The sequence below is a fragment of the Microbacterium sp. LWS13-1.2 genome, assembly GCF_040144835.1.
Taxonomy (GTDB): domain Bacteria; phylum Actinomycetota; class Actinomycetes; order Actinomycetales; family Microbacteriaceae; genus Microbacterium.
This window is the reverse complement of sequence record NZ_CP151632.1, coordinates 3270470-3295156: the sequence shown is the minus strand read 5'-3', so window position 1 is coordinate 3295156 and position 24687 is coordinate 3270470. Positions and strand designations below refer to the sequence as shown.

Sequence of the window (24687 nt, the reverse complement as noted above, 5' to 3'; positions counted from 1 at the left end):
CACTTCGCGGCGCGCGAGCCCCGCGGTAGCCTGCCCGCATGGGCATCGGCGAGCGACGGTCATCCGCGAACGAAGCCGGACGCCAGGTGCGCAAGCGTCTGCCGCGACGAGGCTTGGCCGAGCTGGTCCTCCCCGTCGACCGGGATCCCATCGGCATCCTCGAGGAACAGCACGCGTCGAGACTGCAGGATCTCGTCCCGGTGCGGGTGGGACGGATGCTGCAATCGCCGTTCTCGTTCTATCGGGGCACGGCGGCGGTCATGGCGGCCGACCTGCGCGATGCACCCACCACCGACCTCGAGGTCGTCTCCTGCGGCGACGCCCACATCTCGAACTTCGGTTTCTTCGCCTCGCCCGAACGCGCGCTCGTCTTCGACCTCAACGACTTCGACGAGGGCGGCGTCGCGCCGTGGGAGTGGGACGTGCGCCGGCTCACCGCGAGCGTGCACATCAGCGGACGCGACATCGGATTGAGCGAGGACGCATGCCGCGACGCGGCATTCGCCGCGGCCGACGCATACCGCGAAACATTGCGGAGCTACTGCCGCCTCTCCACGCGAGAGCGCTACTACACTCGCGTCGACACGTCCGCGGTCGCACGTCACCTCGGGGAGAAGGGTGAGCGGACGGTTCGCAAGGCGGCGAAGAAGGCCCGCGCCCGCACGTCCGAGCGGCTCCTGCAGCGCCTGACGACGTTCTCGGTCGACGGCGGCATCCGCATCGTCGATCAACCTCCCATCCTGCGCCACATCGACCACGCGACCTTGGGCGAGGTCACCGACCTCTTCACCCAGTACCGCGCGACTCTGCGCGAGGACATCGCGTTCCTGCTGGAGCAGTACCGCGTGGTCGACTTCGCCCTGCGGGTGGTCGGTGTCGGCAGCGTCGGTACCCGCTGCTATCTGCTTGCCGTCGAGGGGCCCACCGGCGACATGCTGTTCCTCCAGGCGAAGGAGGCTCCGCCGTCCGTCTTGACGACGTACGGAGGCCGGCGTTCGATCATCCCCGGTCGCCCCGGCGTGACGGACTTCATCGAAGGCCACCGCGTCGTCGCCGCCCAGCGGATCCTGCAGGCGAACTCCGACCTCTTCGTCGGATGGATCCGCGGCTGGGCCGGTGACTCCGCAGAACGTCACCGGGTGGACTACTACTGGCGGCAGTTCCGCGACATGAAGGGTTCGATCGAACCGGCCACGCTCGACGCCGACCAATTCCGCTCGTACGGGGCACTGTGCGCCGCGCTCCTGGCCCGGGCGCACGGACAGTCCCCCGCCTCGGCCGCGATCGTGGGCTACCTCGGCCGGTCCGAGCAATTCGCCGAGGCGACGGCGGCATGGTCGGCCGCCTACGCCGATGTCGCCGAAGCCGACTTCGAGCTGCTGCGCCGAGCCGTCGCATCCGGACGCCTGCCGGCCGAGACCGGCGTCTGAGCCGGGTCTGGGCGCCTCTCAGCCCCGAGGGCGGGTCTGCCTCACATCCGCCCTCGGATGCCGCCATCGGTGCCCCCAGGCCGGTCCCTGAGCGATCGGTTCAGAGTCAGGGCCAGAGTTGCTGAGATTGTCGAGATAGGTCGGCGATGCCGCTGATGTCGACATGGGCTCGGCCTTCGGTGATATCCAGTGCTGGCCACCGGATGATGAGGTCCAAGTACTGGGAAGGCGGCAATCGCCAGAGCCAAAGGCCTGGCGCAGACTGCAGGCTAGACGGACCACCACTGCCTCCGAGCCGAGTCAGCGAGAGGGACCACCCACTGGGTTCCGCGTCGACAGGTCCGCGCGCGTGCGCGAGGGCGTCGGCCATGACGTCGGCGCCGCCATCGACAGATACGGCAATGGTTAGGGCTTGAACACGTTCTGCATCGCTCAGTAGCCAGCCGGGTCTGCTGAAGAAGGCCTCCCGGATCCGCTCCCACTCTTTGTCGTCTTCGTCGCGACGACGGGCATGCATTTCGAGCTGCAGTTCAAGACCGTTGCTGTATGCCCGCGCGCCGACAAAGGCGATCGCAACGCTGGGAGTGGATGCGAGGATCTCGACGGTCGGCAGGATTGCGGGAGCTTCATCGAGCGGAGGTTCCCGCCACGGACGCGCAGGTTGCAGTTCTCTGTTTGGGCGAGGCACGGACTCAGCCGACCACAAGTCTCACCCAGCCGGCAACCCGCTGAGGGCTCGTCAGATTCGACGCGGCTCGTCAATTGGGTCAGACGACCTGCGAGCGTCTGTCGGGGTACCGGTTCGTCCGGAAGCCGGTCCGCCACCGGGCGGCTCGAATCGCCGTCAGCCGGACCGGCGCTGGACAAACTCAAGGGTTAGGTACGGCAGATACTCGCGGGGAACGACCGCGGTCAGCGTGCCACCGCTGGGTAGCTTCGCGCCGACGGCGTAGACAAACGGGTCGGTGTCAATTTCCGCTCCTGAGAAGACCACCCCATCGATGGCGACGTCGACGCCGCGACGAACCACCCGTTCGGACGCGAGGGCTGGCGAGTCCCAGTCATGCAGGCCGAGTCCGAGCTCTTCGCGGAAGTGGTTCATGAGGATGTGGTTGGTGTGATGCACCAACCGAGCACCGAGGGTGCTGTATTCGGAATCCTCGCGTTGCCAGGTCGTCTGAACCGCCTCCCATAGCATCGGGTATCGCATGCGCTCGATGTGCTCGAGGAGCCAAGCCGGGCGCGGCCACGGCGGAACCTCGTCAATCGATCGACGAGTCCCTTTATCAAGGTCAGCGAGGTTGGCCGGATCAGACTTGTCGACCGGATTGCGCCACAGCGTCGCGGAGATGCTTACCGACATCTCATCCACCCCACTCCCGTTGCCGCTCGTCGTCGAGACGCTGAAGTCGGCGAACTCCACAGCGGCTTGGGGAACGAACTCGACTATCGGGATCGGCATCGACTTCACCAACCGCTCACGCTCAAGCCGCGGGTCGGGCGCATCCTCAGGGAGAACTCCGGCGAACTGCATGACGCCATCATGACCGAGGAGCCCAACACCCGGCCAGATCGGGTGGAGCCTTCACCTCCGCGCGACCGCTTGCGGGTCCTCACAAGCGGTCGCGTGGCCTTCCCTGCGCAATCGGTGAGGAGTCCCCGCTCGCGCGCGTTGAGACCTTGGGCGAAAAGACTTGTGAGCGTTCTATTCGATTGATACATTGTGTGTCACTTCGTTGATACACCTGGAGGTTTCGGTGCTCTCGATCTTTCTTCTGAGCCTCGCCCCTGTGATCGTCGGCACCCTGCTCGGCCTCGTGGTGTGGGCCGCCACGCGCCGTGGGCGTGACCCTCTGCGTGGTCGTTTGCGCTGGCTCGCGGTGGCGGCGGGGCTGCTACCCGTCCTGGTGACCGTGTTCTACGCCGTGGCGGGCATCATCCCGGCTCTGCTCGCCGCCCTCACGCCGGATGTGTTTTTCATGTTGTGGGAGACGCGGTTCGTGGCGCCGCTGGTTGCGGGGCTGGCTTCGCTCGCGTTGCTCACGGTCCCGGGCCCCGCCTCCTCGCCGATCCCGTTTGCGGCGGTTGCACGCCGCACCGCTTTCACCTACGTGGGGAAGGGGTGGCTGGTAACAGCGGTGGCGTTGATCGCAGTCACGGTCGCGCTGTCGGTCGCCGCAGGGATGGCATCGACCGTCGACGAGGAAGGCCGGTACACGATGTTCAGCTTCAACATCGGCACCTTCACCGTCTCGACCACCATCTACGGCTGGCACTACTCCCTGCCGGCGCTCGCCCTCGTCCTGGCCCTCGCGGGCTGCGGCTGGGCCGCGCTAGCATTCGTCGCGAGGAGCCCGCTGTCCGAGCCGTGGGAGCACCAGGCCTCAACCCGTCGGACGCGGAGCAGGAACATTGCCGTGGCGATCACCGCCGCCCTCTCCCTCCACCTCGGCCTGATCCTGGGATCACTAGCGGGCACGTCGACACTTCAGGGCGGCATGCCCACCGACTCCGCGGGCGACATCACTGTCCAGGCACCGTTCGCGGCACTGACACCCCTCCTGAGTGCCAGCAGTTTCGTTTTCGCCGCCGTCGGGATAGCGCTGTGGCTGAGCGTGACCCTCACCGCCGTGCCGGTCCCCGGGCGAGTGCGGCGAACAACCTCCGCATTGGCGTCATGATCCTCACTCTGACCGCGAGTGGCGGCACGCCCGCGGAGCAAGTCCACGACCAGATCCGGGGTCTCATCACCACAGGTGCTCTGGCTGCCGGCGAACGCCTGCCGTCCGTGCGTCAACTGGCCGGCGACCTCCGCGTGGCACCCGGCACGATCGCCAAGGTCTACAAGCAACTCGAAGAAGAACAACTAGTCGATACCCGGATCGGCTCGGGCACACGCGTCAGCCGTCACGCATCAGCGATCTCCGCGAACGTCGCTCACGCCACCCGACATCTCGTCGACGTCGCAAAGCGCGACGGCCTCGACCTCGACGACGTGCTGCAAGTCATTCGAGTCACCTGGTAAAACCCGCGATCCGCTGAGAGTGCCGTGTCGTGGGTATCCACCGACGGTGGCGATGCTCAGGCAAACCGTCGGCGCGAACAGCGGTCCTTCATCGGACGGGTCGAATGCGTGCGGTCAGGACTCGGAAATGGCCTTCGCGGCCGTGCCCCCGACTTGAGCCCCATAGAGGACGAATCCGAGCGCGGCAACCGCGGCAAGAAGCACCCCGATAGTCACCACGGGCATCGGAACGGGAACGAGAGCGAACGCCCCGCCCAGGATGCTGATGACTCCGGCGCAGACCGTCGCTCCCCGCGCTCGAACATGTGCGGCCAGCCAGGCTTCTTCACTCGCCATCGTGCTGGGAATCCGAATGCCCGCGAGCTGATTCCGCTTCAGCCGCCCAGACGCTGCCGCATTCGCCATCCAGATAAGGAGGATGCCCGCGCCAACCATCACGACGAACAAGACGGCCCTCGCCATCCACTCGTTCTCCACAGCTCCGACGCTATCTCGCTCCCGATCAGCCGCGGCTCGCATAAGCCAGCTTGCGCGATTGGCCTGTGCCCCTAGCCGGTCCTCCAACGCGCTGCTGCGCGAAATGTCGGAGACCACGGACGGATGCCGCTAGCGTTCGGGTAGATCGTGTCGATGACGGAGTCGAAATGGCAGAAGAGAATCCTTGGAACGCTGCTCGTCTAATCCCGACGTCTGGGATCAATGGTGCTGACGAGCAGGAGCGGCGGGCAACATCCGCGCTGCTCGCGGTGATGAGTTCGGTGAAGGAATACGGTCGCGTGCTTACCGCCCGCATGGGTGCGCCGGCGGGAGCGATCGAGACGTTCATCGAAGTGCCGTTTGTCCTGGCCGATCGAAAGGTCTTTCCAGACGGCCTCATCCGGGTAAAGCGGGGAAGCAAGGTCTGGACTGCGCTCGTCGAGGTCAAGACGGGCAACAACGAGCTCCAGCGCGAACAACTGGAGAACTATCTCGATGTCGCACGAGAACACCACTTCGACGCGCTGCTGACGATTTCCAATGAGATTCCGCCGGCGGCGGGCGCCCATCCGACGATCGTCGATAAGCGCAAGTCGAAGTACGTGCCGATGCACCATCTTTCTTGGACGGAAGTGCTGACCGCCGCGGTGATGCAGAAGGAGTTTCGCGGCGTCGCGGATCCTGACCAGGCATGGATCCTGGGTGAGCTGATCCGCTACCTAGAGCACCCGAAGTCAGGCGCCGTCGAGTTCACCGACATGGGCCCGAGCTGGGTACCGGTTCGAGATGCCGTGTCGAGCGGCACTCTTCGCAAGAGCGACAAAGACGCCGCGCAAGTCGCTGGCCGATTCGATGCACTGCTCCGCTACGGCGCGCTCAAGCTCGGGCAGCGACTTGGCGCCGACGTTACCCAGGTGTTGTCGAAGGCGGAGATCGCGAACCCAGCGCTGCGGGTCGCAGCCGTGACGGAGATGTTGGTGAGCGAGGGCAAGATGTCAGGAGCGATCCGGATCCCCAACGCCGTGTCGCCATTGACCGTGACCGTCGACATCCGCGCGGCCCAGATCACATGCTCGTTCTCAACAGGCGCCCCTGCCGAGGGCAGGCCGACAACGCGGGTGAACTGGTTGCTCCGTCAGCTCAAGGATGCGCCCGACGCACTGCGAGTCGAGGCGTTCGCCGCACGTCAGCGGGGCGGGACCGCGGAACTGCTCGGTACAGCGCGCGAGAATCCAGGCGCGCTGATCGTCGATCCCGCAAAGGAGATCAAGTCCTTCACGGTTACGTACCTGGGGAAGATGGGTGGTGCCCGACTCGCCGGCAGGTCCGGCTTCATCGACTCCGTAATGGACGCCATCCTCATGTCCTACGACGTCGTGGGACAGCGACTCAAGGACTGGTCAGCCGCCCCGCCTCGGCTACGCAAGCCCGAAGAGGTCGTGGTGGACGAGCACGTGTCGAAGGACATTCCCTCCGCCGCGCTCTCATCCCAGGACGATGAACTCGCAGGCGCGCCCTCAGCTGACGCCTCGTAGCGCCGCCCGTGCTACCTCCAGCAAATCAAGTCACCATTTGTAGACTCCGCTGCGCAGACCAATGAAGGGCGTATGTCGCCCGACAGCCGTCGTTCGTTGATGCCGTGTCACCGGTCGCGGTCTCGAATAGCGCGTCAACAAGCGCGCGACATCTGACCAGGTGTTGACGCGCGCCACCCCTATGCTTCGAGCACCGACGTTTGGGGGAACCGATGGCCTTCTGGTCGACACTTTTTGGCAAGAGCAAGGAAGTCGCCGCTTCCTCGCCAACACCCGTACACGACCTCATTCCACGGTGGGGTGAGATCGAGGTGCAGGGAGAGAGTTTCCGCCGCGACGCAGTGCGTCGCCTGTTCGATGAGCTCGGGCTGCCTGAGGGTGGGGTGACCCAGCAGGCCGCACACCTCGTGCCCGAGCCCTTAAATCAGTATGACCGAAACGCCGTCAAGGTGGTCATCGGCGGGTGGCACATCGGCTACGTGCCGAACGAGATCAGCGCTGAAGTGGCGGCCGTCTTGGACGGGGGCCAAGGTGTCGCGCCGGTACGGGTCTGGGCCGACCCCAAGGACGGAACTTGGCGGGCGCGAGCCACACTCTTCCCGTCTGCGGTGGAGCCTGACCGCGACTTTGCACAGGAGCAGCGCGCGGTGGTGCACGTGCCGGATGACCGCGAGATTATTCCCCCAACGACGCTCACCGTCTCAGAGCCCATGGATCTACGGTTACTGGACTCGACGCGGATGCGGATCAAAGGCATCGGGAACTACGTCGGCTGGAACGAAAGGCGCGCAGTCGGTGGCACCACGTACGTTCTCGTACGCGAGCCTGACAACCCTCACGATTCTTGCGCTGTGCTGGTCCTGAGCAACGCGCGAAAAGTCGGCTACGTCTCTGCCGCAAGGGCGAAGATCCTCGCGCCGCTGTTCGATAACCTCGGGTCCGACGGCTATCTGGTGGGTGGGACCGGGCCATCAGACGAGAGCGTTCAGCTTTGGGTCGACATTCCGAAGGCTGACGTATTGCGAGCATTCGTGAAGTCCCGTTTGTCGTGATCGACTCGTGCGTCCGACGGGCGACGGACGGTCCCTCACCGCGCCCACCTCGTGTGCATCAGCCCGCCCTGGTCACTGTGCAACTGTTTGCATTGAAGTCGATCCCAAGTGGCAGGTCCTGCACGGCGGCTGGTTCTCCAAACACCCACGTCAGTCTGAGGCCGAACAGCTGACCGCTCGTTTCGCCACCGGTGTCCACAACGCCAACAATGACGCCGGTCGTCTCGGTCTCGCCGAATTTCATCGGATTCTCTTCGGCGTCGTGAACGATGCGTTCGAACTCGCTGTCGTCAAGTGTCGAAAGGCGCGGCAGGGACGGGACCACGCCGACTGCTTCCACAGTCCATCCGGATGGCACGAGTGTGGTCGCGCCCGTCAGTGCGCCGTCCATCAGGGCGGTCGCCTCGGCGGCGATATAGACTTTCGGAGTTTGCGGGTCGGTGCTTGTACGACAGTCGCGTGGAGATGACACAACGACCGGAGCCGGCTTGGTGAAGAACAACAAGTGGAAGAGCACAGCACCAAGAATCAAGGCGCCGACGACCACGACGGCGGCAAGCGCGATGACCCAGCCGCGCAGCACGCCAACGCTATGGCGGTGAAGGTCCTGGTGCACCCATTGCGTTTCGTGTTGCGGAGTAGTCACCCGGACTCCCTCTCTACGCGAGATGCCACATACTTCCGGGCTCGGCCCAATCGCACACCCCTGGGAGCAGGATCGTCACGCAGTCGTGATGCACACGACGCCCCGTGCGCAGCAGGGGCCGCTTGCGGCCAGCGCCCGCATACGGATCCGAAGTCGCGACCAATCGGTCGCGATCCGTCGCGCGCCGAGGTATCAGGCATGATCAGCATGTGCGAGAAGAAACTCGACGTGCCCGCGAAGATCCGCGAAGGAGAGCGCTCGACTGTCGGCGGCGCTGCAGAACTGGTCGATTCCGGCGCTTGAAAAGTGAACGGTTGCGGGCAGTCTAGTCAGGCGTTTCCGCGGTGGTGGTGCGGATGCTGGGGAGGCTGTCGATGCCGCGGCCGCGGAGCCGGTAGCTGGCGCCTTTCAGGGTGAGAACGTCGGCGTGGTGAACGATCCGGTCGATCATCGCAGCCGCGACGGCCTGGTCCCCGAAGACGCCGCCCCACCCGCTGAACGGCAGGTTGCTGGTGAGGATCAGCGACGCGTGTTCGTAGCGTGACGAGACGAGCTGGAAGAACAGGTTCGCGGCGTCTTGCTCGAAGGGCAGGTAGCCGACCTCGTCGACGATGATCAGCCCGTAACGGCGCAGCCGGGCGAGCTCCTTCGGGAGCAGCCCCTGCCGGTGGGCGTCGGTGAGACGGGTGACCCAGTCCGTCGCGGTCGCGAACAATACCCGGTGCCCGTGCCGGGCGGCGACGATCCCGAGCGCCGTCGCCAGGTGGGTCTTGCCGGTTCCAGGTGGGCCGAGCAGCACCACGTTCTGGGCTTCGAGGAGGAACCCGCCGGAGGCGAGAGCGGCGACCTGCTGGCGGACGGCGGGTTGGGCGTCCCAGTCGAAGTCCTCCAGCGTCTTGCGAGCCGGGAACCCGGCCGCCTTGATCCGCAGCTCCGCGCCCGACGCGTTCCGTGCGCTCACTTCGCGTTCGAGCACGGCGGCGAGGTAGTCCTCGAACGACCAGCCGGCATCCCGTGCCTGGTCGGCCATCCGGGTCGCGGCTTCGGTGATGCGGGGTGCCTTCAGTGCGCCGGCGAGATACGTGATCTGCTTCACCGACTCGGTGGTGTTCTTTGCGGCCATCAGCTCAGCCCGCCGTCAATGATCCCGAACGCCCGGTCGTAGTCGGCTAGATCCCTGGCGAGATCATCACCGGCAGCGACCGCTCGCGGTTGCTGGAACTCGCGGCGCAGCACCGCCGCCATCTCCACGTGGGCGGGATCGGTGACCACCCTGCCGCGCGCCCAGAGCCGAGGGTGGTCGGCAACGATCCGCCCGTCGCAGCGAACCCGGACCCGCTCCAGGTCCGCGGTGACATCGACGATCCGGCCGATCACGTGCGGGTCGACGGAGTAGTCGTTGGTGTCGATACGGACGTAGTAGTCCCGGCCGAGACGGAGCCGGTTGCGCCAACCCAGATGCAACGGGATCGGCGGCAGCGGCAGCATCGCTGCCCGATCCGCATCGAGTCTGTCGACCGGGGCCGCGCCGGTGGTGCGCACCACCCGGGCGTTCGCGCGGCCCAGCCAGTCGGTGAACTGGGCGTTGAAATCCTCCGACGACGTGAAGGACCGACCCGGCATGAACGAGGTCTCGAACCAGCCGTTGCGGCGCTCCACCACGCCTTTCGATTCCGGATCCCTCGGCGGCAGCAGCATCAGCTTCGTCGCCAGCGTCCCCATGAACGCCGCGACCCCGTCCGCATGGCGCTGCCCGCGGCCGATGCCGGGCTCGTTGTCCCAGACCAGCCGCCGCGGCACCCGCCCCAACTGCTGGATCAGTTCCCACGACCCGAGCAGCAGATCCTCGGTCTTGCGGGTCGGGATCATCCGACCGGTCACGAACCTGGAGTGCGCCAGGGTGATCACCAGCACCGGCAGCAGCTTCGAGGTGCCGTCCTCGAGTGGGATCTTCCGCGGCGGGAACCACAGATCGCACTGCGCCGCATCTCCCGGCTCCCACACCAGCCGGTCCGCCGGATCGATCCGCCGCTGCTCCGGCCGTAATCGCTTCACGTTGTCCCGGAACCACCGGATCGACCCGGTCCATCCGACCCGCTCCGCGAGCACCGTCGCCGGCATATCCGGTGTCTCGGCCAACAACTCCCGCACCCGCGGCTCGAACACGGTGAACGACGTCGGCGCCGGTGTTCGCTCATATCTGGGCGGCGAGTCGGAGTTCACCGCCTTGATCACCGTCGTCCGCGAGATACCCAACCGCTCCGCAATCCGCGCTTTCGGAACCCCCTCCGCAGCCAACCTGCGGATCAGCGCCCAGTCCTCCAAAGTGATCACTCTCCAATCGTTGAGTGTTCACTTTTCACCGCCGCAAGTGTTCAGTTTTCGAGCGCCGCCGACACTCGACCGGTGGACTGCACGGGTGAGGGCTGGTCGGACCGCTCAAGGCGGTGATGAGATTCCTGTCGCTGGCGGCGGAACTTGCTGGGCGCCAACAGGGTCGGCGGCCATGCAGCGAGCCTGGGTCGAACTGTATGGCTCGCATACGCGAGCGAACGAGTCAACTCCCACATGGCGAGCCTGGGGCTGGCTACTCGCTCCGGTGCTTCTTGCTTCGCTGCTTGTAGTTTCGACGGAATTGTCCTTTCGTCTGCTTGCCCCGGGCTGGCTCGCAGGTCGGACGCTGATGGAGACCGCGCTGAGCTGGATCGAATGGCCCACTTCAACCTGGCTGGATTGGTTCGGCGACTGGCTCGGAGGTGTGGTCGTGCTGGCGCGCCCCGCCACCTGGGTATTGGGCGTCGCCGTCGTGCTCATGCTCGTGCTCAGCATCGTCGCCAATCGGTGGTCGATAGAGCTGGCCTTCGAGACGCAGGTCAAACCCGAACTCCTCGGTAGAGCGCTCATGCGAGCGAGCAATGACGAACACGATCTGTTGTGGTCGAATTCGCTGAGGGGTACTTCCCAAGACCGCGTCCTTGAGGCGAGCGCCAAGGTGCGCGCAGAGCGCCGCTTCGGCCCCGTGACCATGAGCGCGAAGGCGTTCCTCAGCGGCGCATTCATCGCGCTCGGATGCATCCCTGTGGCAGGAATCGTTGCAGGCGGCTTCTCGGCCATATGGGAGCAGGGTGCGGTGACTTTGCTCCTACTCCTGTGGGGAGTGGCACTCTGGTGGGCGATCGAGGCGACTCTCAGCTTCCTACGCCGGCAGCAACAAGCTTCCCTCGCCCACGTCGCGGCTTCCAAACCCTGAGGGCGGTCGACGAACGCCCCTCCCTTGAGCGGCATCCCCACGCGCCATCCGCCCCATCGGGATGCTTCCGCCCGCGGTTCTGAGAGGATCCGATCATGACTGGGCGGCGACGCGAAAAATTTGACGAGCGGTCACTCGAAATCGCCCGTCGGCTATACGACTGGGACGTGCTCGGTGTCTACTCAATCGACGACGGGCCGGACGATGACGACGAGTATGACGACCTGGTTGCACCGCTCCGTGGATGGCTTGAGGAGGGCGCCTCGCCGAGTCAGTTGAGCATCCGGCTAGTCGGCATTCTCCGGCGCGACTACGGCCTTCCGTACGCCGACGACTTTGCAGAGCTGGAATTCGCGAGATCGCTCCATGACTGGTGGAACGCCCTCCCACCCGACAACGACCGATAGCCGGTCCCTCTGAGAACTTCCTTCTGCCAGCGGAGGACTACAAGTCGGGATGCTGGGACGAAAGGTAGGCGATGGCTACTTCATCACCCATCGACGCGGCCAACCATTGCAGTTCTTCCGCTTCGGAATCGCGGCCTTCCTTGAGCAGATCTGAGGCAAGGTTCCACGCAGAGTGCGCGTCTCCCAGCGCGATAGCGCGCCGGTACATTGCCTCGGCCCCGTCTCGGTCGCCATCGTGCGATAAGAGGTTGGCAAGCGGAAGCATGCACTCGACGGTGTCGTCGTCGGCGCCCTCTTGCAATACGCGGCGTCCTTCGGCGGGCCGGCCGGTTGCGATCATCAGATGTCCGAGGTCGGCTCTGGCCGTTCCGTACGCGAGCATTCCGGCCAGCAGCTGTGTCTCGGCGCGCGGATCATTGAGGTAGTGCCAACGCCAGTGCCCGATGATCCCGTGCAATAGCGGCAGATCATCCTCGTCCTGCAAGGGGAGTGCTTCAGTCATGAGGGTGATGGCCCGTTCGACGTCGCCACGGTCCTTCACAATCCAAGCAGCGTCGACACGGCCTGACGGGAAGCCGAGTCCCCACATTTCATCGCAGACCTCGAGCGCTCTTGAGTACTCCCCACTCGCCTCGAGTGCGTCGATGTATCGGCGCCCTGTCAGGATGTCTCGCTGCGTGACCCATGCCCCGCGGAAGGCTTCCAGATCGGCGAGGTCGCTCACACCCGCACACTATCTGACACGCCACACACCCTTGACGGCGTCTCAACCGATGATTGCCCGCAATTAGCCCAGAGCGAATTGACGAACCGATGCGACCGGAGGTCGGTCCCTGATCGAGCGGCTGTGCTGGTCGGGGCCGGCGACCCCCTGCAGTGTCGAAGGTCCCGCCTCGTGGGCGCTCACCCCGTCAGCGCGGCTGGCGGGGACGCCGCCACGCTGGGTTCACCCACCGCGCTCCCACGTGCGGTAGGAGCGGGCGGGCTGACAAACGCCCCTGCATGACCGCTAACCCGGCCCGCTGATTTTGCCCGCGCAGGCCCGCTAACAGATGCACGCCGCCGCGCTCTCGGTGGGTGGCGGATCCGCAATCTCCGGTGCCCGGCTTTCGGCCCCGCACCGAGGATCGCATAACCACCGGGCTCAGCCGACGCGGAGTTCCTCGGGCTCGACCACCACATCGACGAGGGCGCCGTTGCGCCAGACCGTCATCTCCATCCGCCGCCCGATCGCGCCCGCGACCATGCGGCGCTGCAGCGCGGTGGGGTCGGCGATCGCAACGCCGTCCAATGACAGCACGATGTCGCCGGTGCGGGCACCGGCTGCGGCGGCCGGGCTGTTCGCCACGACCGAGACCACCTGCATCCCGACCCGCGCCCCGGCCTTGAGTGCCACGTCGGGGCCGAGCGGCACCGTCGCACCGGCGATCCCGAGCCAGGCGCGCCGCACCCGGCCGGTCGTGCGCAAGGCCTCGATGATCTCGCGCGTCGTGGCGTTGATGGGCACGGCGAGTCCCAGTCCGATGCCGGCGACGGCGGTGTTCACGCCGACCATCCGGCCGGCGCTGTCGGCCAGCACGCCGCCGCTGTTGCCGGGGTTGAGTGCGGCGTCGGTCTGGATGACCTCGTCGATCACCCGCCCTGAGCGGGTCGGCAGCGATCGTCCGAGTGCCGACACGATGCCGGCCGTCACGCTTCCCGAAAAGCCGCGCGGGTTGCCCAGCGCGACCACGAGCTGCCCGACTCCCAAGGCGGCGGCATCCCCCATCCGCACCGGCGGCGGCGTCGGTCCGTCGGCGTGCAGCACTGCCAGGTCTGAGAGCGGGTCGGCGCCGATGACGGATGCCGCTGCCACCGTGCCGTCGGGGAAGGCCAGCTCGACACCGGTCGCCCCTTCGACGACGTGAGCGCTGGTGAGGAGGTGTCCCCCATCAGTGATGACCGAGGCGCTGCCCGCGCCCATCCCCTGACGGGTGCGCACGCTCACCGCGGCGACCGACGGCATCACCGTCTGCGCGACGCGCATCACCGTCGATGAGTACGCGTCGAGCGCCTCCCTGTCGTCCATGCGACCAGTGTCGACCTCTCACAGCTCACACGGCGCGAGTTCGCGCACGGCGGAAGCCTGGGGCCGACGTCAGTCCTCGGAATCCGCCCCCGGCGAGGAGCCCGCCGACGAGTCCCACCAGTCGAGCACGCGGGTGCCCATCAGGGTGAGCCAACGCGAGGGCTCCCCCTCGCGCGCGTCGACGTCGAACCAGGTCCGCCCCGGCAGCGGCGTCGTCTGCAGCCACGTGCCGTCGGGCTGCCGGGCCGCCCTCACGACGTCGATCGCCTCGGCGAGCCGCGGGTCGGGCGTCGTGCCTTCGAACAGCGCGACGTCGCGGAAGTGGTCGACCGCGGCGAGTGCGCTGTACCGGTGCCGGTTCGGGTAGACGAAGCGGGTCACGAAGTCGCCGACGACCTCGCCCGTGCTGGCGCGGAACATGAGCCGCCGCGAGAGCAGGTACTCCTCGCCGCCGTGACGGGCTTCGCGCATGCTCGTGTCGCCGGTGATCCGCTCGTACGCGAACATGCCCCGCACGGCATTCAACGTCGAGTGGAACGACGAGCGGACGGAGTCGCCCTCCTCGGCCTCGCAGTTCCAGCCACCGTCGGCGAGGCGATGCTCGGGGAACCACGCGACGAGCTGCGACACGTCAGCGCCGAGCCAGGCACCGCTCGCGAGCGTGTAGGAGTTGATGCAGACGTCGACCTCGCCGCCCCAGTAGGGCAGGTCCTCATACTCCCACCGGCTGTTCGCTGCGAGCTTCTCAGCGGTGCCTTCGAGCACGGCAGCATCCACGCCCCACTCCCCCAGGTCTTTGAGCACCCAAGTCGTCGCGACCCAGGGCTGACCCGGCGCCTCCGCCTCGGCGCTGCCGAAGAAGCCCGCCGGGAAGAAGGCGCCGCGGGCCCACTGACCGTCGGCGTCCTGCTCCGCGAGGAGCCGCGCGCCGAAACCTTCGGTCGCGACGCGCGCTCGTGTCGCCTCCCACACGGCGGGCGGAGCGCCGACGAGGTCCCGCTCGACCTGCCAGCGCAGCGACGGGTCGCAGTCGAGCAGCCAGTCGAGCACGGGTCGCGGCGTGGACATGAGGGCAGAGTACCCAGGGCCGCCGACGTGGCGCAGCGTCCGGCACCCGCTCGTCTGGATACTGTGAGGATCGTTGCCGGGTGCCCGGCGGCGAGGGAGGATTGCCCGATGCCCATCGTCGACAACGGCGTGTACGTCGCCGGACAGCGGATCAAGAATCCTACGAGCCTGGCCGAGACGTTCGAGTACACGCGCGCGCAGCATGGAATGGCCTGGATCGGGCTGTTCCGCCCCACCGCCGAGGAGATCGCGCAGGTCGCCGACGAGTTCTCACTGCATTCCCTCGCCGTCGAGGACGCCCTGACGGGTCACCAGCGGTCGAAGCTCGAGCGGTACGGCGACATCCTCTTCATCGTGCTGAGGCCCGCGCGGTACGTCGACGAGACCGAGACGGTCGAGTTCGGCGAGCTTCACGTGTTCGTCGGCCCGGACTTCATCGTGACGATCCGCCACGCCGAGTCTCCCGATCTGAGCCGCGTGCGCCACCGCATGGAGCGCGACCCGCAGCTGCTCGCCCTCGGTCCGGAGGCCGTGCTCTACGCGATCCTCGACGAGGTCGTGGACGAGTACACGCCCGTGATCGAGGGCGTCGAGAACGACATCGACGAGATCGAGGACGCTCTGTTTGAGAGTGGCGGGGTCACCCTCTCCAAGCGCATCTACGACCTGTCGCGCGAGGTGATCACCCTGCAGCGCGCGGTCGCGCCCCTCGCCGACATGCTCGAGGCCCTCCAGCGCGGGGCGCCCAAGTACGAGGTCGACCTCGAGCTGCAGCGGTCGCTGCGCGACGTGCATGACCACGCGCTGCGGATCATCGACAAGGCCGCCGCGTTCCGCTCGATCCTCGACAACGCGCTCACCGTGAACGCCACGATCGTGACGCAGCGCCAGACCGACACCGCGCTGCTGCAGAACGAGCAGGTGAAGAAGATCTCGGGCTGGGCCGCGATCCTGTTCGGTCCCACGCTCGTCGGCACGATCTACGGCATGAACTTCGTGTACATGCCCGAACTGGAATGGCCGCTCGGCTATCCGATGGCGCTCGCCCTCATGGCGGCGACGAGTCTCACGCTGTACTGGGTCTTCCGCAAGCGGCACTGGCTCTGACGAACTCCTCGAGCTTCTTGGCGAGCTCCTCAGCCGGCGGTCGCGTTCTCGTACGCCCGCATGGCCGCGGCCTGCGCGTCGGCGAGCGCTTCTTCCGGCGTCTTGTCTCCGAGAAGAGCCGCCGTGACGGCGTTGTTCAGTTCGTTCTGGATGTCCTGCCCGGCCGGCGACGAGCCGAACGACCGGCCGTAGTCCAGCACGTCGTAGTACGTCGCGATGGTCTGGTCGAAGCCCGCATTGCCCGACTCCACGACGTATTCGTCGCGGATCGACTGGTCAGGACCGGGTGCGCCGGTGAACAGTCCGGTGTTGATGCCGCCGTCCTCTTCGCGCGTCGCGGCGCGGGCCGCGCCCGCCGCCGCCCAGGCCTCCTCGTTCGTCAGCGCGATCATCCAGGCGCAGGCCGCGGTGGGATTCTCCGCGCCGGCGGGAATCACGAACGCCTGTCCGCCCGCCACCGAGAACGGGTTGCCCTCGCTGTCTTTGAACGGCACCGCCTCGATCTGGATCTGGTCGACATACGGCGACAGCACGTTCGGGTACCACTGCGCGTTCACCTGCGCACCCACCTGGTCGGCGACGAACTGGTTGTTCTCTCCGAAGGTGTCGAACGAGTCGGTGAAGCTCTTGACGGAGGCGTAGCCGCCCTGCGCGTCGTTGATCTGCGTGAGCATGTCGATGCCGGCGATGTTGCTCGGGTCATCGAGCGTCGGGGTGCCGTCCTCGTCGGTGAGCTGGCCGCCCATGCCGAGGATCCACAGGGGCGCCTGACCGGTGGACACCGGGTCCAGGCCCAGGCGCGTCGGAACGCCGCCCGACTCCTGGTACATCTTGCCGATCGCGCCGAGGAGGGCGTCCGGGTTGGACGTGTCGATCTCCTCGGTGGTGACGCCCGCCTCGTCCATCACCCTCTTGTTCAGGATGATCGCCGGCGGCTGGTAGAACTGCGGCACCGCCCAGACCTCGTCGTCGTAGCGCACGTCGTCCACGACGAACGGGTACCAGTAGTCGTCGGGCGTGACGTCGTGCGCTTCGAAGCACGCGTCCAGCGGGATGATGAGGTCCTGTGCCGCGTACTGCGTCACGTAGCGCCGATCCATCTGCACGACGTCGGGCACGTCGCCGCTCGCGATGCGCGTGGTGAACTTCTGCGCATCGAAGGCGGTCGCGTCGAGTTCGACCTCGACGTCGCTCAGTTGATCCTCGGCGTAGTCGAGGCGTGACTGGCCGACATCGTCGGCGTTCTCGAAGCCCCATGCCGACAGAGCGCCGGTCGGTTCGGCCTCGAAGTCCACGTCACCGCCAGTGCCGCCCCCGCCGTTCCCACCGCCTCCGCAGCCGGCGAGGAGGACAGCGGATGCCGCGAGTGCGGCGACTCCGATCATGCGCTTGCGCATCTGTTTCCCTTTCGATCCGGTGTTGTGTGTACCTCGTGGAATCGATGTCAGCCGCATCGCGGCATCCGTCTCATCCCTTCCTGCCCTGAGTCGCCACGCCTTCGATGAAGTAGCGCTGCCCGAACGCGAAGATGATCAGCATCGGCAGGGTGACGAGGAACGACGCCACCATGACGTACTGGTAGTCGCCCTGGCCGCCGGCCGTCGGGCTGTACTTGGTCATGGCGTACGCGATCCCCAGCGGCGCGGTGAACTCGTCGACCGAGCCGGCGTTGAGGTAGATCAGGGCGGCCTGCAGGTTGTTCCAGCTGGCCTGGAACTCGAAGAGGAAAACGATGATGAACGACGGGATCGACAGCGGCATCGCGATGCGCCAGAACAGGCCCCAGTAGCTGGCGCCGTCCAGGCGTGCCGCCTCGAACAGCTCCTTGGGAAGCCCCAGGTAGAACTGGCGCTGGAGGAAGATGTAGAAGGCCGAGCCGAAGAGGTTCATGCCCCACAGCGGCACCCACGTCCCGAGGAACCCGGTCTCCTTCCAGATCAAGTAGATCGGGATCATGGTGACGGCGCCGGGGAGCATCATCGTGGCGAGGACCAGGCCGAACAGAAGGCCGCGACCCGGGAACGTGAAGTACGCGAACCCGAATGCGACGATCGAGCTCGAGATCGCCACGGTCCCGGCCGCCAGCACCGCGATGGCGACGCTGTTCCACATCCAGCTCAGGAGGGGCAGCTGGTTCCACACTTCGACGTAGTTCTCGGGCATCCATGTCTTGGGGATGAGCGCGTTGTCGAACACCTCGCCGCGTGGCTTCAGGCTCGCCGAGAGCAGCCACACGAACGGGTAGAGGAACAGCAGGCCGAAGCCGATGAGGACGATGGTCAGCGCGATGCGGCCGACGAAGGTCTTGGGCCGCGCGATGTGCCGACGCCAGCGCGAGCGCTTCGGGACGGTGACCGCGACGGCCGCCGCCTCGGGCGCGGCTCGGGTGACGCCCGGGGTCTGCAGCGACGCCGACATCAGCGGTCTCCTTCGTAGTAGACGAAACGGTTCCCGAACTTCACCTGGATGACGGTGATGATCATGATGATCACGAACAGCAGCCAGGCCATCGCCGCGGCGAAGCCGAAGTTGAACTGCCGGAACGCCTGCTGGAACAGATAGATTGCATAGAAGAGGGATGCCTCGGGCGAGGCGTTGCTCTGATCTCGCCAGAACAGCAGGAAGGCCTGGTCGAATACCTGGAACGCCGCGATCGAGAGCACGATGACGTTGAAGAACATCGCGCCGGAGATCATCGGCAGCGTGATCGAGAAGAACTTGCGGACCGCGCCGGCGCCGTCCAGAGAAGCCACCTCGTAGAGTTCCACGGGCACGTTCTTGAGGGCTGCGAGGAAGATCACCATGGTGCCGGCGACCGTCCACAGCGTCATGATCACGATGCTCGGCTTCACCCATGCGGGGTCCACCAGCCATTGCGGGCCCTCGATGCCGAAGACTCGCAGGAACTGGTTGATCGCTCCGGTGTTGCCGTTGAGCATCAGGAAGAAGACGGCGGCCGTGGCGACGGCGGGCGTCATCTTCGGCAGGTAGTAGAGCGTGCGCCAGAAGCCGGCCGCGCGTGCGGCGCGGTTGAGGAGCATGGCGAGGGTGAGGGCGAAGATGATCTCCAGCGGCACCGCCATCACGACGTAGAAGAGCGTGTTCGCGAGGGACACCCCGACGCGGGGGTCCTCGAAGAGGTTGGCGTAGTTCTCGAAGCCCACCGGCTTCGCCGTGTTGGAGGCGAGGTTGTAGTTGCTGAACGAGATGTACAGGCTGTAGACCATCGCACCCGCCGTGAACACGAGGAAGCCGATGATCCAGGGCGAGATGAACAGGTAGCCGGCCAGCGCCTCGCGCTTGTTGTAGTGCACCTTGACCTTGCGGGCACGCTCCCTGCGGCGGGAACGGCCGGCGCGGCCGCGACCGTCCCTCTCGTCGGACGCCTCGTGCAGCGCCTCGACGACGGCGTCGTTCTGCGGCGTCGTGATGCTCATCGCGGGTCCTCCGCGTCGGGCTCACCAGGAGCCCGACGCCCGGTGTCAGGGGCCGTCATGCGGGTGATGCTAGGCACGCCGTGTCGCGCCGATCACGGGGCTTGCGCGAGAGCCGTCTCGTGTGCTTCTGATCGAGGACCTGCGACACCGGGGCTGACGTTATCCACAGCTCGGCATCGAGCGATGCGCCCTCGCGCCGCGCATGAGAGTGTGGCCTGATGTATGGTCTCGGCGACTCGCATCCGATGATCTCGCCGGCCCTCCTCCGCACCGGTCACGTCCCGGTGTTCCTGCGATGACGACCGACCAGCAGACGCCCGACGAGCTGTCGGAGTTCGCGGACCTCATGCGGCGCGAGGAGGAGTTCCCCGGTCGCGGCTACGGGGTCGACCCGAGGGTGCGACGGGCCCGACGCCGCCGTGGCTGGATCATCACGGCCGTCGTGTTCGCCCTCCTGCTCGGCGGGTCGGGAACCTACATCGGCTGGGCGCTGACCGCTCCCCTCGCCGCGCCCGACGCCGTGGTGTCGAGCACGCCCGTGGGGGCGGCGCCTGCTTCCGCCACCCTCGCCTTTCCGTCCCAGGGCGCGGCGGCCATCAGCGTCTCGGGAGGCGACGCCTACCTCGGTCCGACCGCGAGCGGGATCTGGGCGACGTCCGGTACCGATGAGGCGCGCGCCATGGCCAGCCTCACGAAACTGATCACCGCGATGGTCATCCTGGATGCGAAGCCGCTCGCCGACGCGAACGACCCCGGGCCGACGATCACCTTCGACAAGGCCGATCACGACCTCTATGACGAGTACTACGTGATGGGCGCGACGATCGCCCGCATGCCGACCGGCAGCACGATGTCGTTGCGCGACGCGCTGGCCACCATGCTGATCCCGTCGGCCAGCAACTACGCCGAGGCGGTGTCCACCTGGGCGTTCGGCTCCCAGGGCGCCTTCCTCGATGCGGCGCGGAGGTGGCTCTCCGCCCACGGACTCACCGGTACCACCATCGTCGAACCGACCGGCATCAGCTCCCGCAACACCAGCACGCCCGCCGACCTCCTCACGATCGGCAAGCTCGCCATCGCCCATCCGGCGATCGCGAGCATCGCCGCGACGCCTTCACTGTCTCTGCCCGGTCCCGGCGGGATGTCCAACACGAACACGCTTCTCGGGGTGAATGGGATCACGGGGCTGAAGACCGGCAACCTGGGCGAGGACAGCTACAACCTGCTGTACTCAGCGACCCTCGATGTGGGCGCGACCGAGCCGCTCACCGTCGTCGGCGTCGCCCTGGGCGGAGCGACGCGCGACTCGGTCAACCGCGACGTCATCCGCACGCTCGACAGCATCCGGGCGGGCTTCCAGCACGTGCCACTGGTGTCGGAGGGCCGGGAAGTCGGGTCCTTCTCGACGCCGTGGGGGTCGACCGCCCGGATAGTCGTCGCCGACGACGCGTCGATCTTCACCTGGTCCGACACCCCGATCACGGCGACGATGACGACCACGACGCCGAAGACATACGAGGACGGCGAGATCGTCGGCAGCATCACTTGGACGGCGGGTCCGAACACGACGACGGTCCCGCTCGAGGTCGACGGAACCATCATCCCGCCGACCGAGTGGTGGCGCCTGACGCACCCGTCCGAGCTCGGCGACTAGCAGTTCCGCCCCGGCTCTTCGCAGCCCTCGGCACCTGTGGGACGAGGCGGGGTCGCCCCCCCCTACGATCGGTGCATGACCGACTCCTCACTCGTGCTCGCGGCCAACGCGGGCGGCGGCAGCATCAGCACCTTCCGGCTCTCGGGCGATTCGATCGAGCGGCTCGCTGTGAGCGGGGGCCTTCCTGGCTGCTCGTCCTTCGTCGTGGACTCGGCCCGGGACCTCGTCTACGCGGCGGTGAAGGGCGGGGCGGATGCCGAGCCGGCGGGCATCGTGACGCTGCGCCTCGACCGCGAGACCGGGCGGCTCGACCCCGTGTCGCGGCTCGATCTCCCGGACGGCGGCATGAACTATCTCGCGCTGTGCAGGGACGGCGCGGGTCTCCTGGGCGCCTCCTACGGCGGCGGCTACGGGATCAGCTGCGCGGTCGCCGATGGTGTCGTCGGCGCCCCCGTGTCACGTATCGAGTTCCCCAACCTGCACGCGGTGCTGCCGAGTGCGGACGGCCGGTTCGCATACTTCGTGTCGCTCGGTGCCGATCTGGTCGCGCAGTACGCGCTGACCGACGACCTGCGACTCGTGGCGCTGGAGCCGGCGACGGTAGCCGCGCCCGAAGGCAGCGGTCCCCGGCATCTCGTGATCAATGACGCGCAGGACGCTGTGTACGTGCTCACCGAGTTCTCTGGGCAAGTGCTCCACTTCACACGCGACGCCGAGGCGGGGACCCTCGAGCTGCGGGACGCCGCAGACGCCTTCGACCCGTCGAAGGGCCTTCACCACAGCCGCTTCGGGGCCGATCCGCGCGCAGAGCACCTCATCTGGGGCGCCGACCTGCACTTCGGCGCCGGCGGGCGCCGGCTGTGGTGCTCGGAGCGGACGGAGAGCACGCTCGGTGCGGTGTCGGTCGCGGACGATGGCTCGGTGTCGGCGCCCGAGCGCTTCGTGGAGACCGAGCCGCAGCCGCGCGGCTTCGCCCTCAGTCCGGACGGCGGACACCTGATCGCTGCGGGCGAGGGGTCGACGACGATCTCCCTCTACGCCGTAGACGGTGGCCGCCTCGAGCTGCTCCGGCGAGCCGAGACCGGTCGCGGTGCGAACTGGGTGCGCTTCGTGTGACGTTGACCGCCGAAGAGCGGGTGGGAAGTCGACCCGCCTCGGGCGGCCCGCGGCTGAGACGCCGCCGGCCGTGCGCGACGGCCGGCCTGCGACGTGAGGCGCCGCCGGCCGTGCGCGACGGCCGGCCTGCGACGTGAGGCGCCGCCGGCCGTGCGCGACGGCCGGCCTGCGCGGGATCACACCGTCAGGAGCACCTTCGTCGCGCGCCGTTCGTCCATCGCCCGATAGCCCTCGACCGCGTCCTCGAGGGGCAGGGTGAGATCGAAGACCTTGCCCGGGTCGATCCGGCGGTCCCAGATCAGCTGGATGAGCTCGGGAAGGAAGCGGCGCACCGGCGCCGGCCCGCCGTGCAGGTGCACGCCCGAGAAGAACAGCTCGAGTCCGTCGAGCGACACGTCGTGCGAGACCCCGACGTAGCCGATGTGACCGCCGGGCCGCGTCGCGCGGATCGCCTGCATCATGGACTCCTGCGTGCCGACGGCCTCGATCACGCTGTGCGCGCCGTAGCCGCCGGTGCGCTCCTTGATCCTCGCGACGCCGGCGTCGCCGCGCTCCTCGACGATATCGGTGGCGCCGAACTCACGGGCGATGGCCTGGCGGTCGGCGTGACGGCTCATCGCGATGATCCGCTCGGCTCCGAGCTGCCGGGCGGCGAGGATGCCGAGCAGTCCGACGACGAAGTCGCCCACCCGGAGCGTCTTCACCTCGTCGCCGATCTCGGTGACCGCGCCGACGTACTCGTGCCCCATCGGGGTGTGATCGACGTCGTCGTCACCCCGGTAGGGCCACAGGTCCGACCCGCAGATGCAGCTGGCCGCGAGGCGGATGATCGCGTCGGTGGGCTCGACGATGGCCCGGTCCTCCCGCTACTCGACGCGGATGTCACCGGGTGCGTACATGACGACGGCGCGCATGTGGTTCTCCTTCGTGTGGGTCGCACCCAGTGAACCCCGTCGGCAGCGCCTCAGCCAGGTGCGGCTCTGACCGGTACCGGCAGAACCCCCTTCCCGCCGCCGCAGGCCGTTCTTCTCCTCACGAACAAGGCTTGCTTTGTTCGAAACTATATTCTAAACTCGACTCATGCTTGAACCGCCCCCTCCCCCCGACATCGAGGGTGGGGCGTGGCCGATCGGGAGCGGCGATGAGTTCATCCCGCCGGTTCCGGATGCCGTGGACCTGGTCGTCGAGACCGCGGTGATGATGTCGGTGTTCGCGGCAGAGCGGCTGACTCGTATCGACTCCATGCGTCGCGAGCTGCTGCAGGAGGCGATCGGTCGCGGCGAGGGCGTGCGCGACATCGTCGAACGGTCCATCCGGCTCGAGCTGGCGGCGGCGATGCGGGTCACCGAGTATGCCGCCGGCCGCCTGCTCGCACGTGCCGAAGCGCTCGCGCGACGCTACCCTTCCGCTCTCGATGCCCTGAGTGCGGCCCGCATCACCGAGACGCACGCCGAGATCATCGCGGATCTGCTCGACGAGGCGCCGGCCGAGCTGCGGGAACAGCTCCTGCGGCGCGCGGTGCCGCTGGCCGAGTCCGAGCCGGTGGGCACATTCCGGCGAGCGCTGCGCACCCTGATCGAGGCCGCACAGGCGACGACCCTGGAAGAGCGACACCATCGAGCGGTCGCGCAGCGCCGGATCATGGTCGAGCGCGCGCCGGACGCCATGGCGGGCCTCTGGATCTTCGGCCCCGAAGTCGAGATCCATGCGATCCATAACCGCATGACCCAGATCGCGAAGGCGATCGGACGAGTCGACGGCGAGACCCGCACTCTCGATCAGCTGCGCGCCGACGTCGCCGCCGACCTTCTGATCGACGGCACCACCGACCACCTCCCGTCCGAGGCGTCGGGCATTCGCGCACAGGTCGTCGTCACCGTGCCGGTGCTCGCCCTTCTCGACGACGAGTACGCAGATGCCGGCGAATCGCCGGTCGTCGAGGGCATCGGCCCGATCCCGCTGTCGAAGGCACGCGAACTGTGCGGCGGCGACGCTCGGTGGATGCGGGTGCTCACTCACCCCGAGACCGGAATGGTGCTCTCCGTCGGTCGCGACAGCTATCGCCCTCCCGCCGCCCTGCAGCGGCTCGTCAGATGGCGCGCCGACCGGTGCATGGGCCCCGGCTGTGCGATGCCGGCATCTCGCTGCGAGATAGATCATCAGATCCGGTGGGCCGACGACGGCGAGACAGGCCTCGACAACAATCTGCCGTTCTGCAAGGGCCATCACCTCGTGAAGGACAACACCGACTGGAGCGTCCGCCAACTCGAAGGCTCGGGGGGAGCTGTGGCGTGGACCTCCCCCACCGGACGCCGGTATGTCGTGCGTCCGGAACGCAAGGTCCCCGTGTTCACCGCTTCGGGCTCCGCCTCCTCCCGCCTCGCCAGCGGTGGCGCGGACGCGCCCTTCTGAGGG

General features: G+C 67.2%; 25 protein-coding genes. 12 read left to right on the top strand and 13 right to left on the bottom strand.

The features are described from left to right. Positions 1-38: 38 nt before the first annotated feature. The gene (locus tag MRBLWS13_RS15245; RefSeq protein ID WP_349426181.1) at positions 39-1430 is read left to right on the top strand and encodes a DUF2252 domain-containing protein; all 1392 of its coding nucleotides are present in this window, start codon (positions 39-41) and stop codon (positions 1428-1430) included. A 106-nt stretch (positions 1431-1536) separates the two neighbouring features. Here the strand turns inward: MRBLWS13_RS15245 and MRBLWS13_RS15240 are convergent, their stop codons facing one another. Then, positions 1537-2118 carry a hypothetical protein gene (locus tag MRBLWS13_RS15240; RefSeq protein WP_349426180.1) on the bottom strand — a complete coding sequence of 194 codons (582 nt, stop codon included), beginning with the start codon at positions 2116-2118 and terminating at the stop codon, positions 1537-1539. Positions 2119-2274: 156 nt separating this feature from the next. Continuing rightward, positions 2275-2964 (bottom strand): hypothetical protein, encoded by a 690-nt coding sequence (locus tag MRBLWS13_RS15235; RefSeq protein WP_349426179.1) that lies wholly within the window; start codon positions 2962-2964, stop codon positions 2275-2277. Positions 2965-3220: 256 nt separating this feature from the next. Here MRBLWS13_RS15235 and MRBLWS13_RS15230 point away from each other — a divergent pair, with 256 nt between their 5' ends. After that, a complete protein-coding gene (locus MRBLWS13_RS15230) occupies positions 3221-4111 on the top strand; it encodes a hypothetical protein (RefSeq protein ID WP_349426178.1) in 891 nt (296 codons plus the stop codon). Next, positions 4108-4455, top strand: coding sequence for a GntR family transcriptional regulator (locus tag MRBLWS13_RS15225; RefSeq protein WP_349426177.1), 348 nt, complete (start codon positions 4108-4110; stop codon positions 4453-4455). The genes MRBLWS13_RS15230 and MRBLWS13_RS15225 overlap by 4 nt, the downstream gene beginning before the upstream one ends. A 114-nt stretch (positions 4456-4569) precedes the next feature. Here the strand turns inward: MRBLWS13_RS15225 and MRBLWS13_RS15220 are convergent, their stop codons facing one another. Then, positions 4570-4932: an SdpI family protein gene (locus MRBLWS13_RS15220; protein WP_349426176.1), complete on the bottom strand. Its 363-nt coding sequence runs from the start codon at positions 4930-4932 to the stop codon at positions 4570-4572. A 167-nt stretch (positions 4933-5099) separates the two neighbouring features. On the opposite strand from MRBLWS13_RS15220, the gene MRBLWS13_RS15215 reads away from it, so the two are divergent. Together MRBLWS13_RS15215 and MRBLWS13_RS15210 are read left to right on the top strand one after the other, a co-directional pair. Further along, positions 5100-6467, top strand: a complete 1368-nt coding sequence (locus tag MRBLWS13_RS15215) for a hypothetical protein (protein ID WP_349426175.1) — start codon at positions 5100-5102, stop codon at positions 6465-6467. 212 nt (positions 6468-6679) lie between these two features. Further along, positions 6680-7519, top strand: coding sequence for an HIRAN domain-containing protein (locus MRBLWS13_RS15210; protein WP_349426174.1), 840 nt, complete (start codon positions 6680-6682; stop codon positions 7517-7519). Positions 7520-7577: 58 nt separating this feature from the next. Here the strand turns inward: MRBLWS13_RS15210 and MRBLWS13_RS15205 are convergent, their stop codons facing one another. From MRBLWS13_RS15205 to istA, 3 genes are all read right to left on the bottom strand, one after another. Then, positions 7578-8165: a hypothetical protein gene (locus MRBLWS13_RS15205; protein ID WP_349426173.1), complete on the bottom strand. Its 588-nt coding sequence runs from the start codon at positions 8163-8165 to the stop codon at positions 7578-7580. Between the two features lie 325 nt (positions 8166-8490). Continuing rightward, entirely contained in the window at positions 8491-9288 is a 798-nt protein-coding gene (gene istB, locus MRBLWS13_RS15200; protein WP_349426172.1) for an IS21-like element helper ATPase IstB, read from the bottom strand. Further along, complete coding sequence (gene istA / locus MRBLWS13_RS15195; RefSeq protein ID WP_349426171.1) at positions 9288-10499, bottom strand: IS21 family transposase; 1212 nt, start codon at positions 10497-10499, stop codon at positions 9288-9290. The genes istB and istA overlap by 1 nt, the downstream gene beginning before the upstream one ends. Before the next feature lie 349 nt (positions 10500-10848). Between istA and MRBLWS13_RS15190 the strand changes: the two genes are divergently transcribed. Both MRBLWS13_RS15190 and MRBLWS13_RS15185 read left to right on the top strand, forming a co-directional pair. After that, the gene (locus MRBLWS13_RS15190) at positions 10849-11415 is read left to right on the top strand and encodes a hypothetical protein (RefSeq protein ID WP_349426170.1); all 567 of its coding nucleotides are present in this window, start codon (positions 10849-10851) and stop codon (positions 11413-11415) included. A 95-nt stretch (positions 11416-11510) separates the two neighbouring features. Next, a complete protein-coding gene (locus MRBLWS13_RS15185) occupies positions 11511-11822 on the top strand; it encodes a hypothetical protein (RefSeq protein WP_349426169.1) in 312 nt (103 codons plus the stop codon). A gap of 37 nt (positions 11823-11859) precedes the next feature. On the opposite strand, the gene MRBLWS13_RS15180 is transcribed toward MRBLWS13_RS15185, so the two are convergent. The 3 genes from MRBLWS13_RS15180 to MRBLWS13_RS15170 form a co-directional block, all read right to left on the bottom strand. After that, positions 11860-12546, bottom strand: a complete 687-nt coding sequence (locus MRBLWS13_RS15180) for a tetratricopeptide repeat protein (RefSeq protein WP_349426168.1) — start codon at positions 12544-12546, stop codon at positions 11860-11862. 420 nt (positions 12547-12966) lie between these two features. Beyond that, a complete protein-coding gene (locus MRBLWS13_RS15175) occupies positions 12967-13890 on the bottom strand; it encodes a trypsin-like peptidase domain-containing protein (protein ID WP_349426167.1) in 924 nt (307 codons plus the stop codon). Between the two features lie 69 nt (positions 13891-13959). Beyond that, the gene (locus MRBLWS13_RS15170; RefSeq protein ID WP_349426166.1) at positions 13960-14958 is read right to left on the bottom strand and encodes a squalene cyclase; all 999 of its coding nucleotides are present in this window, start codon (positions 14956-14958) and stop codon (positions 13960-13962) included. A gap of 108 nt (positions 14959-15066) precedes the next feature. On the opposite strand from MRBLWS13_RS15170, the gene corA reads away from it, so the two are divergent. After that, the gene (gene corA / locus MRBLWS13_RS15165) at positions 15067-16065 is read left to right on the top strand and encodes a magnesium/cobalt transporter CorA (protein WP_349426165.1); all 999 of its coding nucleotides are present in this window, start codon (positions 15067-15069) and stop codon (positions 16063-16065) included. A 29-nt stretch (positions 16066-16094) separates the two neighbouring features. Here the strand turns inward: corA and MRBLWS13_RS15160 are convergent, their stop codons facing one another. The 3 genes from MRBLWS13_RS15160 to MRBLWS13_RS15150 form a co-directional block, all read right to left on the bottom strand. Next, a complete protein-coding gene (locus MRBLWS13_RS15160; protein WP_349426164.1) occupies positions 16095-17462 on the bottom strand; it encodes an extracellular solute-binding protein in 1368 nt (455 codons plus the stop codon). A gap of 70 nt (positions 17463-17532) precedes the next feature. After that, positions 17533-18483, bottom strand: coding sequence for a carbohydrate ABC transporter permease (locus MRBLWS13_RS15155; protein ID WP_349426163.1), 951 nt, complete (start codon positions 18481-18483; stop codon positions 17533-17535). Next, positions 18483-19502 carry a sugar ABC transporter permease gene (locus tag MRBLWS13_RS15150; RefSeq protein WP_349426162.1) on the bottom strand — a complete coding sequence of 340 codons (1020 nt, stop codon included), beginning with the start codon at positions 19500-19502 and terminating at the stop codon, positions 18483-18485. Before MRBLWS13_RS15150 ends, MRBLWS13_RS15155 begins: the two co-directional genes overlap by 1 nt. A 295-nt stretch (positions 19503-19797) precedes the next feature. Between MRBLWS13_RS15150 and MRBLWS13_RS15145 the strand changes: the two genes are divergently transcribed. Together MRBLWS13_RS15145 and MRBLWS13_RS15140 are read left to right on the top strand one after the other, a co-directional pair. Continuing rightward, positions 19798-21156: a D-alanyl-D-alanine carboxypeptidase gene (locus tag MRBLWS13_RS15145; RefSeq protein WP_349426161.1), complete on the top strand. Its 1359-nt coding sequence runs from the start codon at positions 19798-19800 to the stop codon at positions 21154-21156. Between the two features lie 75 nt (positions 21157-21231). Continuing rightward, a complete protein-coding gene (locus MRBLWS13_RS15140; RefSeq protein ID WP_349426160.1) occupies positions 21232-22272 on the top strand; it encodes a beta-propeller fold lactonase family protein in 1041 nt (346 codons plus the stop codon). Between the two features lie 176 nt (positions 22273-22448). On the opposite strand, the gene MRBLWS13_RS15135 is transcribed toward MRBLWS13_RS15140, so the two are convergent. Next, positions 22449-23123 carry a zinc-binding dehydrogenase gene (locus MRBLWS13_RS15135; protein WP_349429079.1) on the bottom strand — a complete coding sequence of 225 codons (675 nt, stop codon included), beginning with the start codon at positions 23121-23123 and terminating at the stop codon, positions 22449-22451. Between MRBLWS13_RS15135 and MRBLWS13_RS15130 the strand changes: the two genes are divergently transcribed. After that, positions 23122-23256: a hypothetical protein gene (locus tag MRBLWS13_RS15130; protein ID WP_349426159.1), complete on the top strand. Its 135-nt coding sequence runs from the start codon at positions 23122-23124 to the stop codon at positions 23254-23256. The genes MRBLWS13_RS15135 and MRBLWS13_RS15130 overlap by 2 nt on opposite strands. Positions 23257-23352: 96 nt before the next feature. After that, positions 23353-24684 carry a DUF222 domain-containing protein gene (locus MRBLWS13_RS15125; RefSeq protein WP_349426158.1) on the top strand — a complete coding sequence of 444 codons (1332 nt, stop codon included), beginning with the start codon at positions 23353-23355 and terminating at the stop codon, positions 24682-24684. The last annotated feature ends 3 nt before the right edge of the window (positions 24685-24687 follow it).

Excerpts from the sequence above, each read along its gene's own strand:
- MRBLWS13_RS15150 (WP_349426162.1), bottom strand. The coding sequence starts at position 19,502 with ATGAGCATCACGACGCCGCAGAACGACGCCGTCGTCGAGGCGCTGCAC.
- MRBLWS13_RS15170 (WP_349426166.1), bottom strand. The coding sequence starts at position 14,958 with ATGTCCACGCCGCGACCCGTGCTCGACTGGCTGCTCGACTGCGACCCG.
- MRBLWS13_RS15160 (WP_349426164.1), bottom strand. The coding sequence starts at position 17,462 with ATGCGCAAGCGCATGATCGGAGTCGCCGCACTCGCGGCATCCGCTGTC.
- MRBLWS13_RS15210 (WP_349426174.1), top strand. The coding sequence starts at position 6,680 with ATGGCCTTCTGGTCGACACTTTTTGGCAAGAGCAAGGAAGTCGCCGCT.
- MRBLWS13_RS15130 (WP_349426159.1), top strand. The coding sequence starts at position 23,122 with ATGGCCCGGTCCTCCCGCTACTCGACGCGGATGTCACCGGGTGCGTAC.
- MRBLWS13_RS15125 (WP_349426158.1), top strand. The coding sequence starts at position 23,353 with ATGCTTGAACCGCCCCCTCCCCCCGACATCGAGGGTGGGGCGTGGCCG.
- MRBLWS13_RS15175 (WP_349426167.1), bottom strand. The coding sequence starts at position 13,890 with ATGGACGACAGGGAGGCGCTCGACGCGTACTCATCGACGGTGATGCGC.
- MRBLWS13_RS15235 (WP_349426179.1), bottom strand. The coding sequence starts at position 2,964 with ATGCAGTTCGCCGGAGTTCTCCCTGAGGATGCGCCCGACCCGCGGCTT.
- istB (WP_349426172.1), bottom strand. The coding sequence starts at position 9,288 with ATGGCCGCAAAGAACACCACCGAGTCGGTGAAGCAGATCACGTATCTC.
- MRBLWS13_RS15185 (WP_349426169.1), top strand. The coding sequence starts at position 11,511 with ATGACTGGGCGGCGACGCGAAAAATTTGACGAGCGGTCACTCGAAATC.
- corA (WP_349426165.1), top strand. The coding sequence starts at position 15,067 with ATGCCCATCGTCGACAACGGCGTGTACGTCGCCGGACAGCGGATCAAG.
- MRBLWS13_RS15155 (WP_349426163.1), bottom strand. The coding sequence starts at position 18,483 with ATGTCGGCGTCGCTGCAGACCCCGGGCGTCACCCGAGCCGCGCCCGAG.
- MRBLWS13_RS15225 (WP_349426177.1), top strand. The coding sequence starts at position 4,108 with ATGATCCTCACTCTGACCGCGAGTGGCGGCACGCCCGCGGAGCAAGTC.
- MRBLWS13_RS15140 (WP_349426160.1), top strand. The coding sequence starts at position 21,232 with ATGACCGACTCCTCACTCGTGCTCGCGGCCAACGCGGGCGGCGGCAGC.
- MRBLWS13_RS15245 (WP_349426181.1), top strand. The coding sequence starts at position 39 with ATGGGCATCGGCGAGCGACGGTCATCCGCGAACGAAGCCGGACGCCAG.
- MRBLWS13_RS15215 (WP_349426175.1), top strand. The coding sequence starts at position 5,100 with ATGGCAGAAGAGAATCCTTGGAACGCTGCTCGTCTAATCCCGACGTCT.
- MRBLWS13_RS15145 (WP_349426161.1), top strand. The coding sequence starts at position 19,798 with ATGACGACCGACCAGCAGACGCCCGACGAGCTGTCGGAGTTCGCGGAC.
- MRBLWS13_RS15190 (WP_349426170.1), top strand. The coding sequence starts at position 10,849 with ATGGAGACCGCGCTGAGCTGGATCGAATGGCCCACTTCAACCTGGCTG.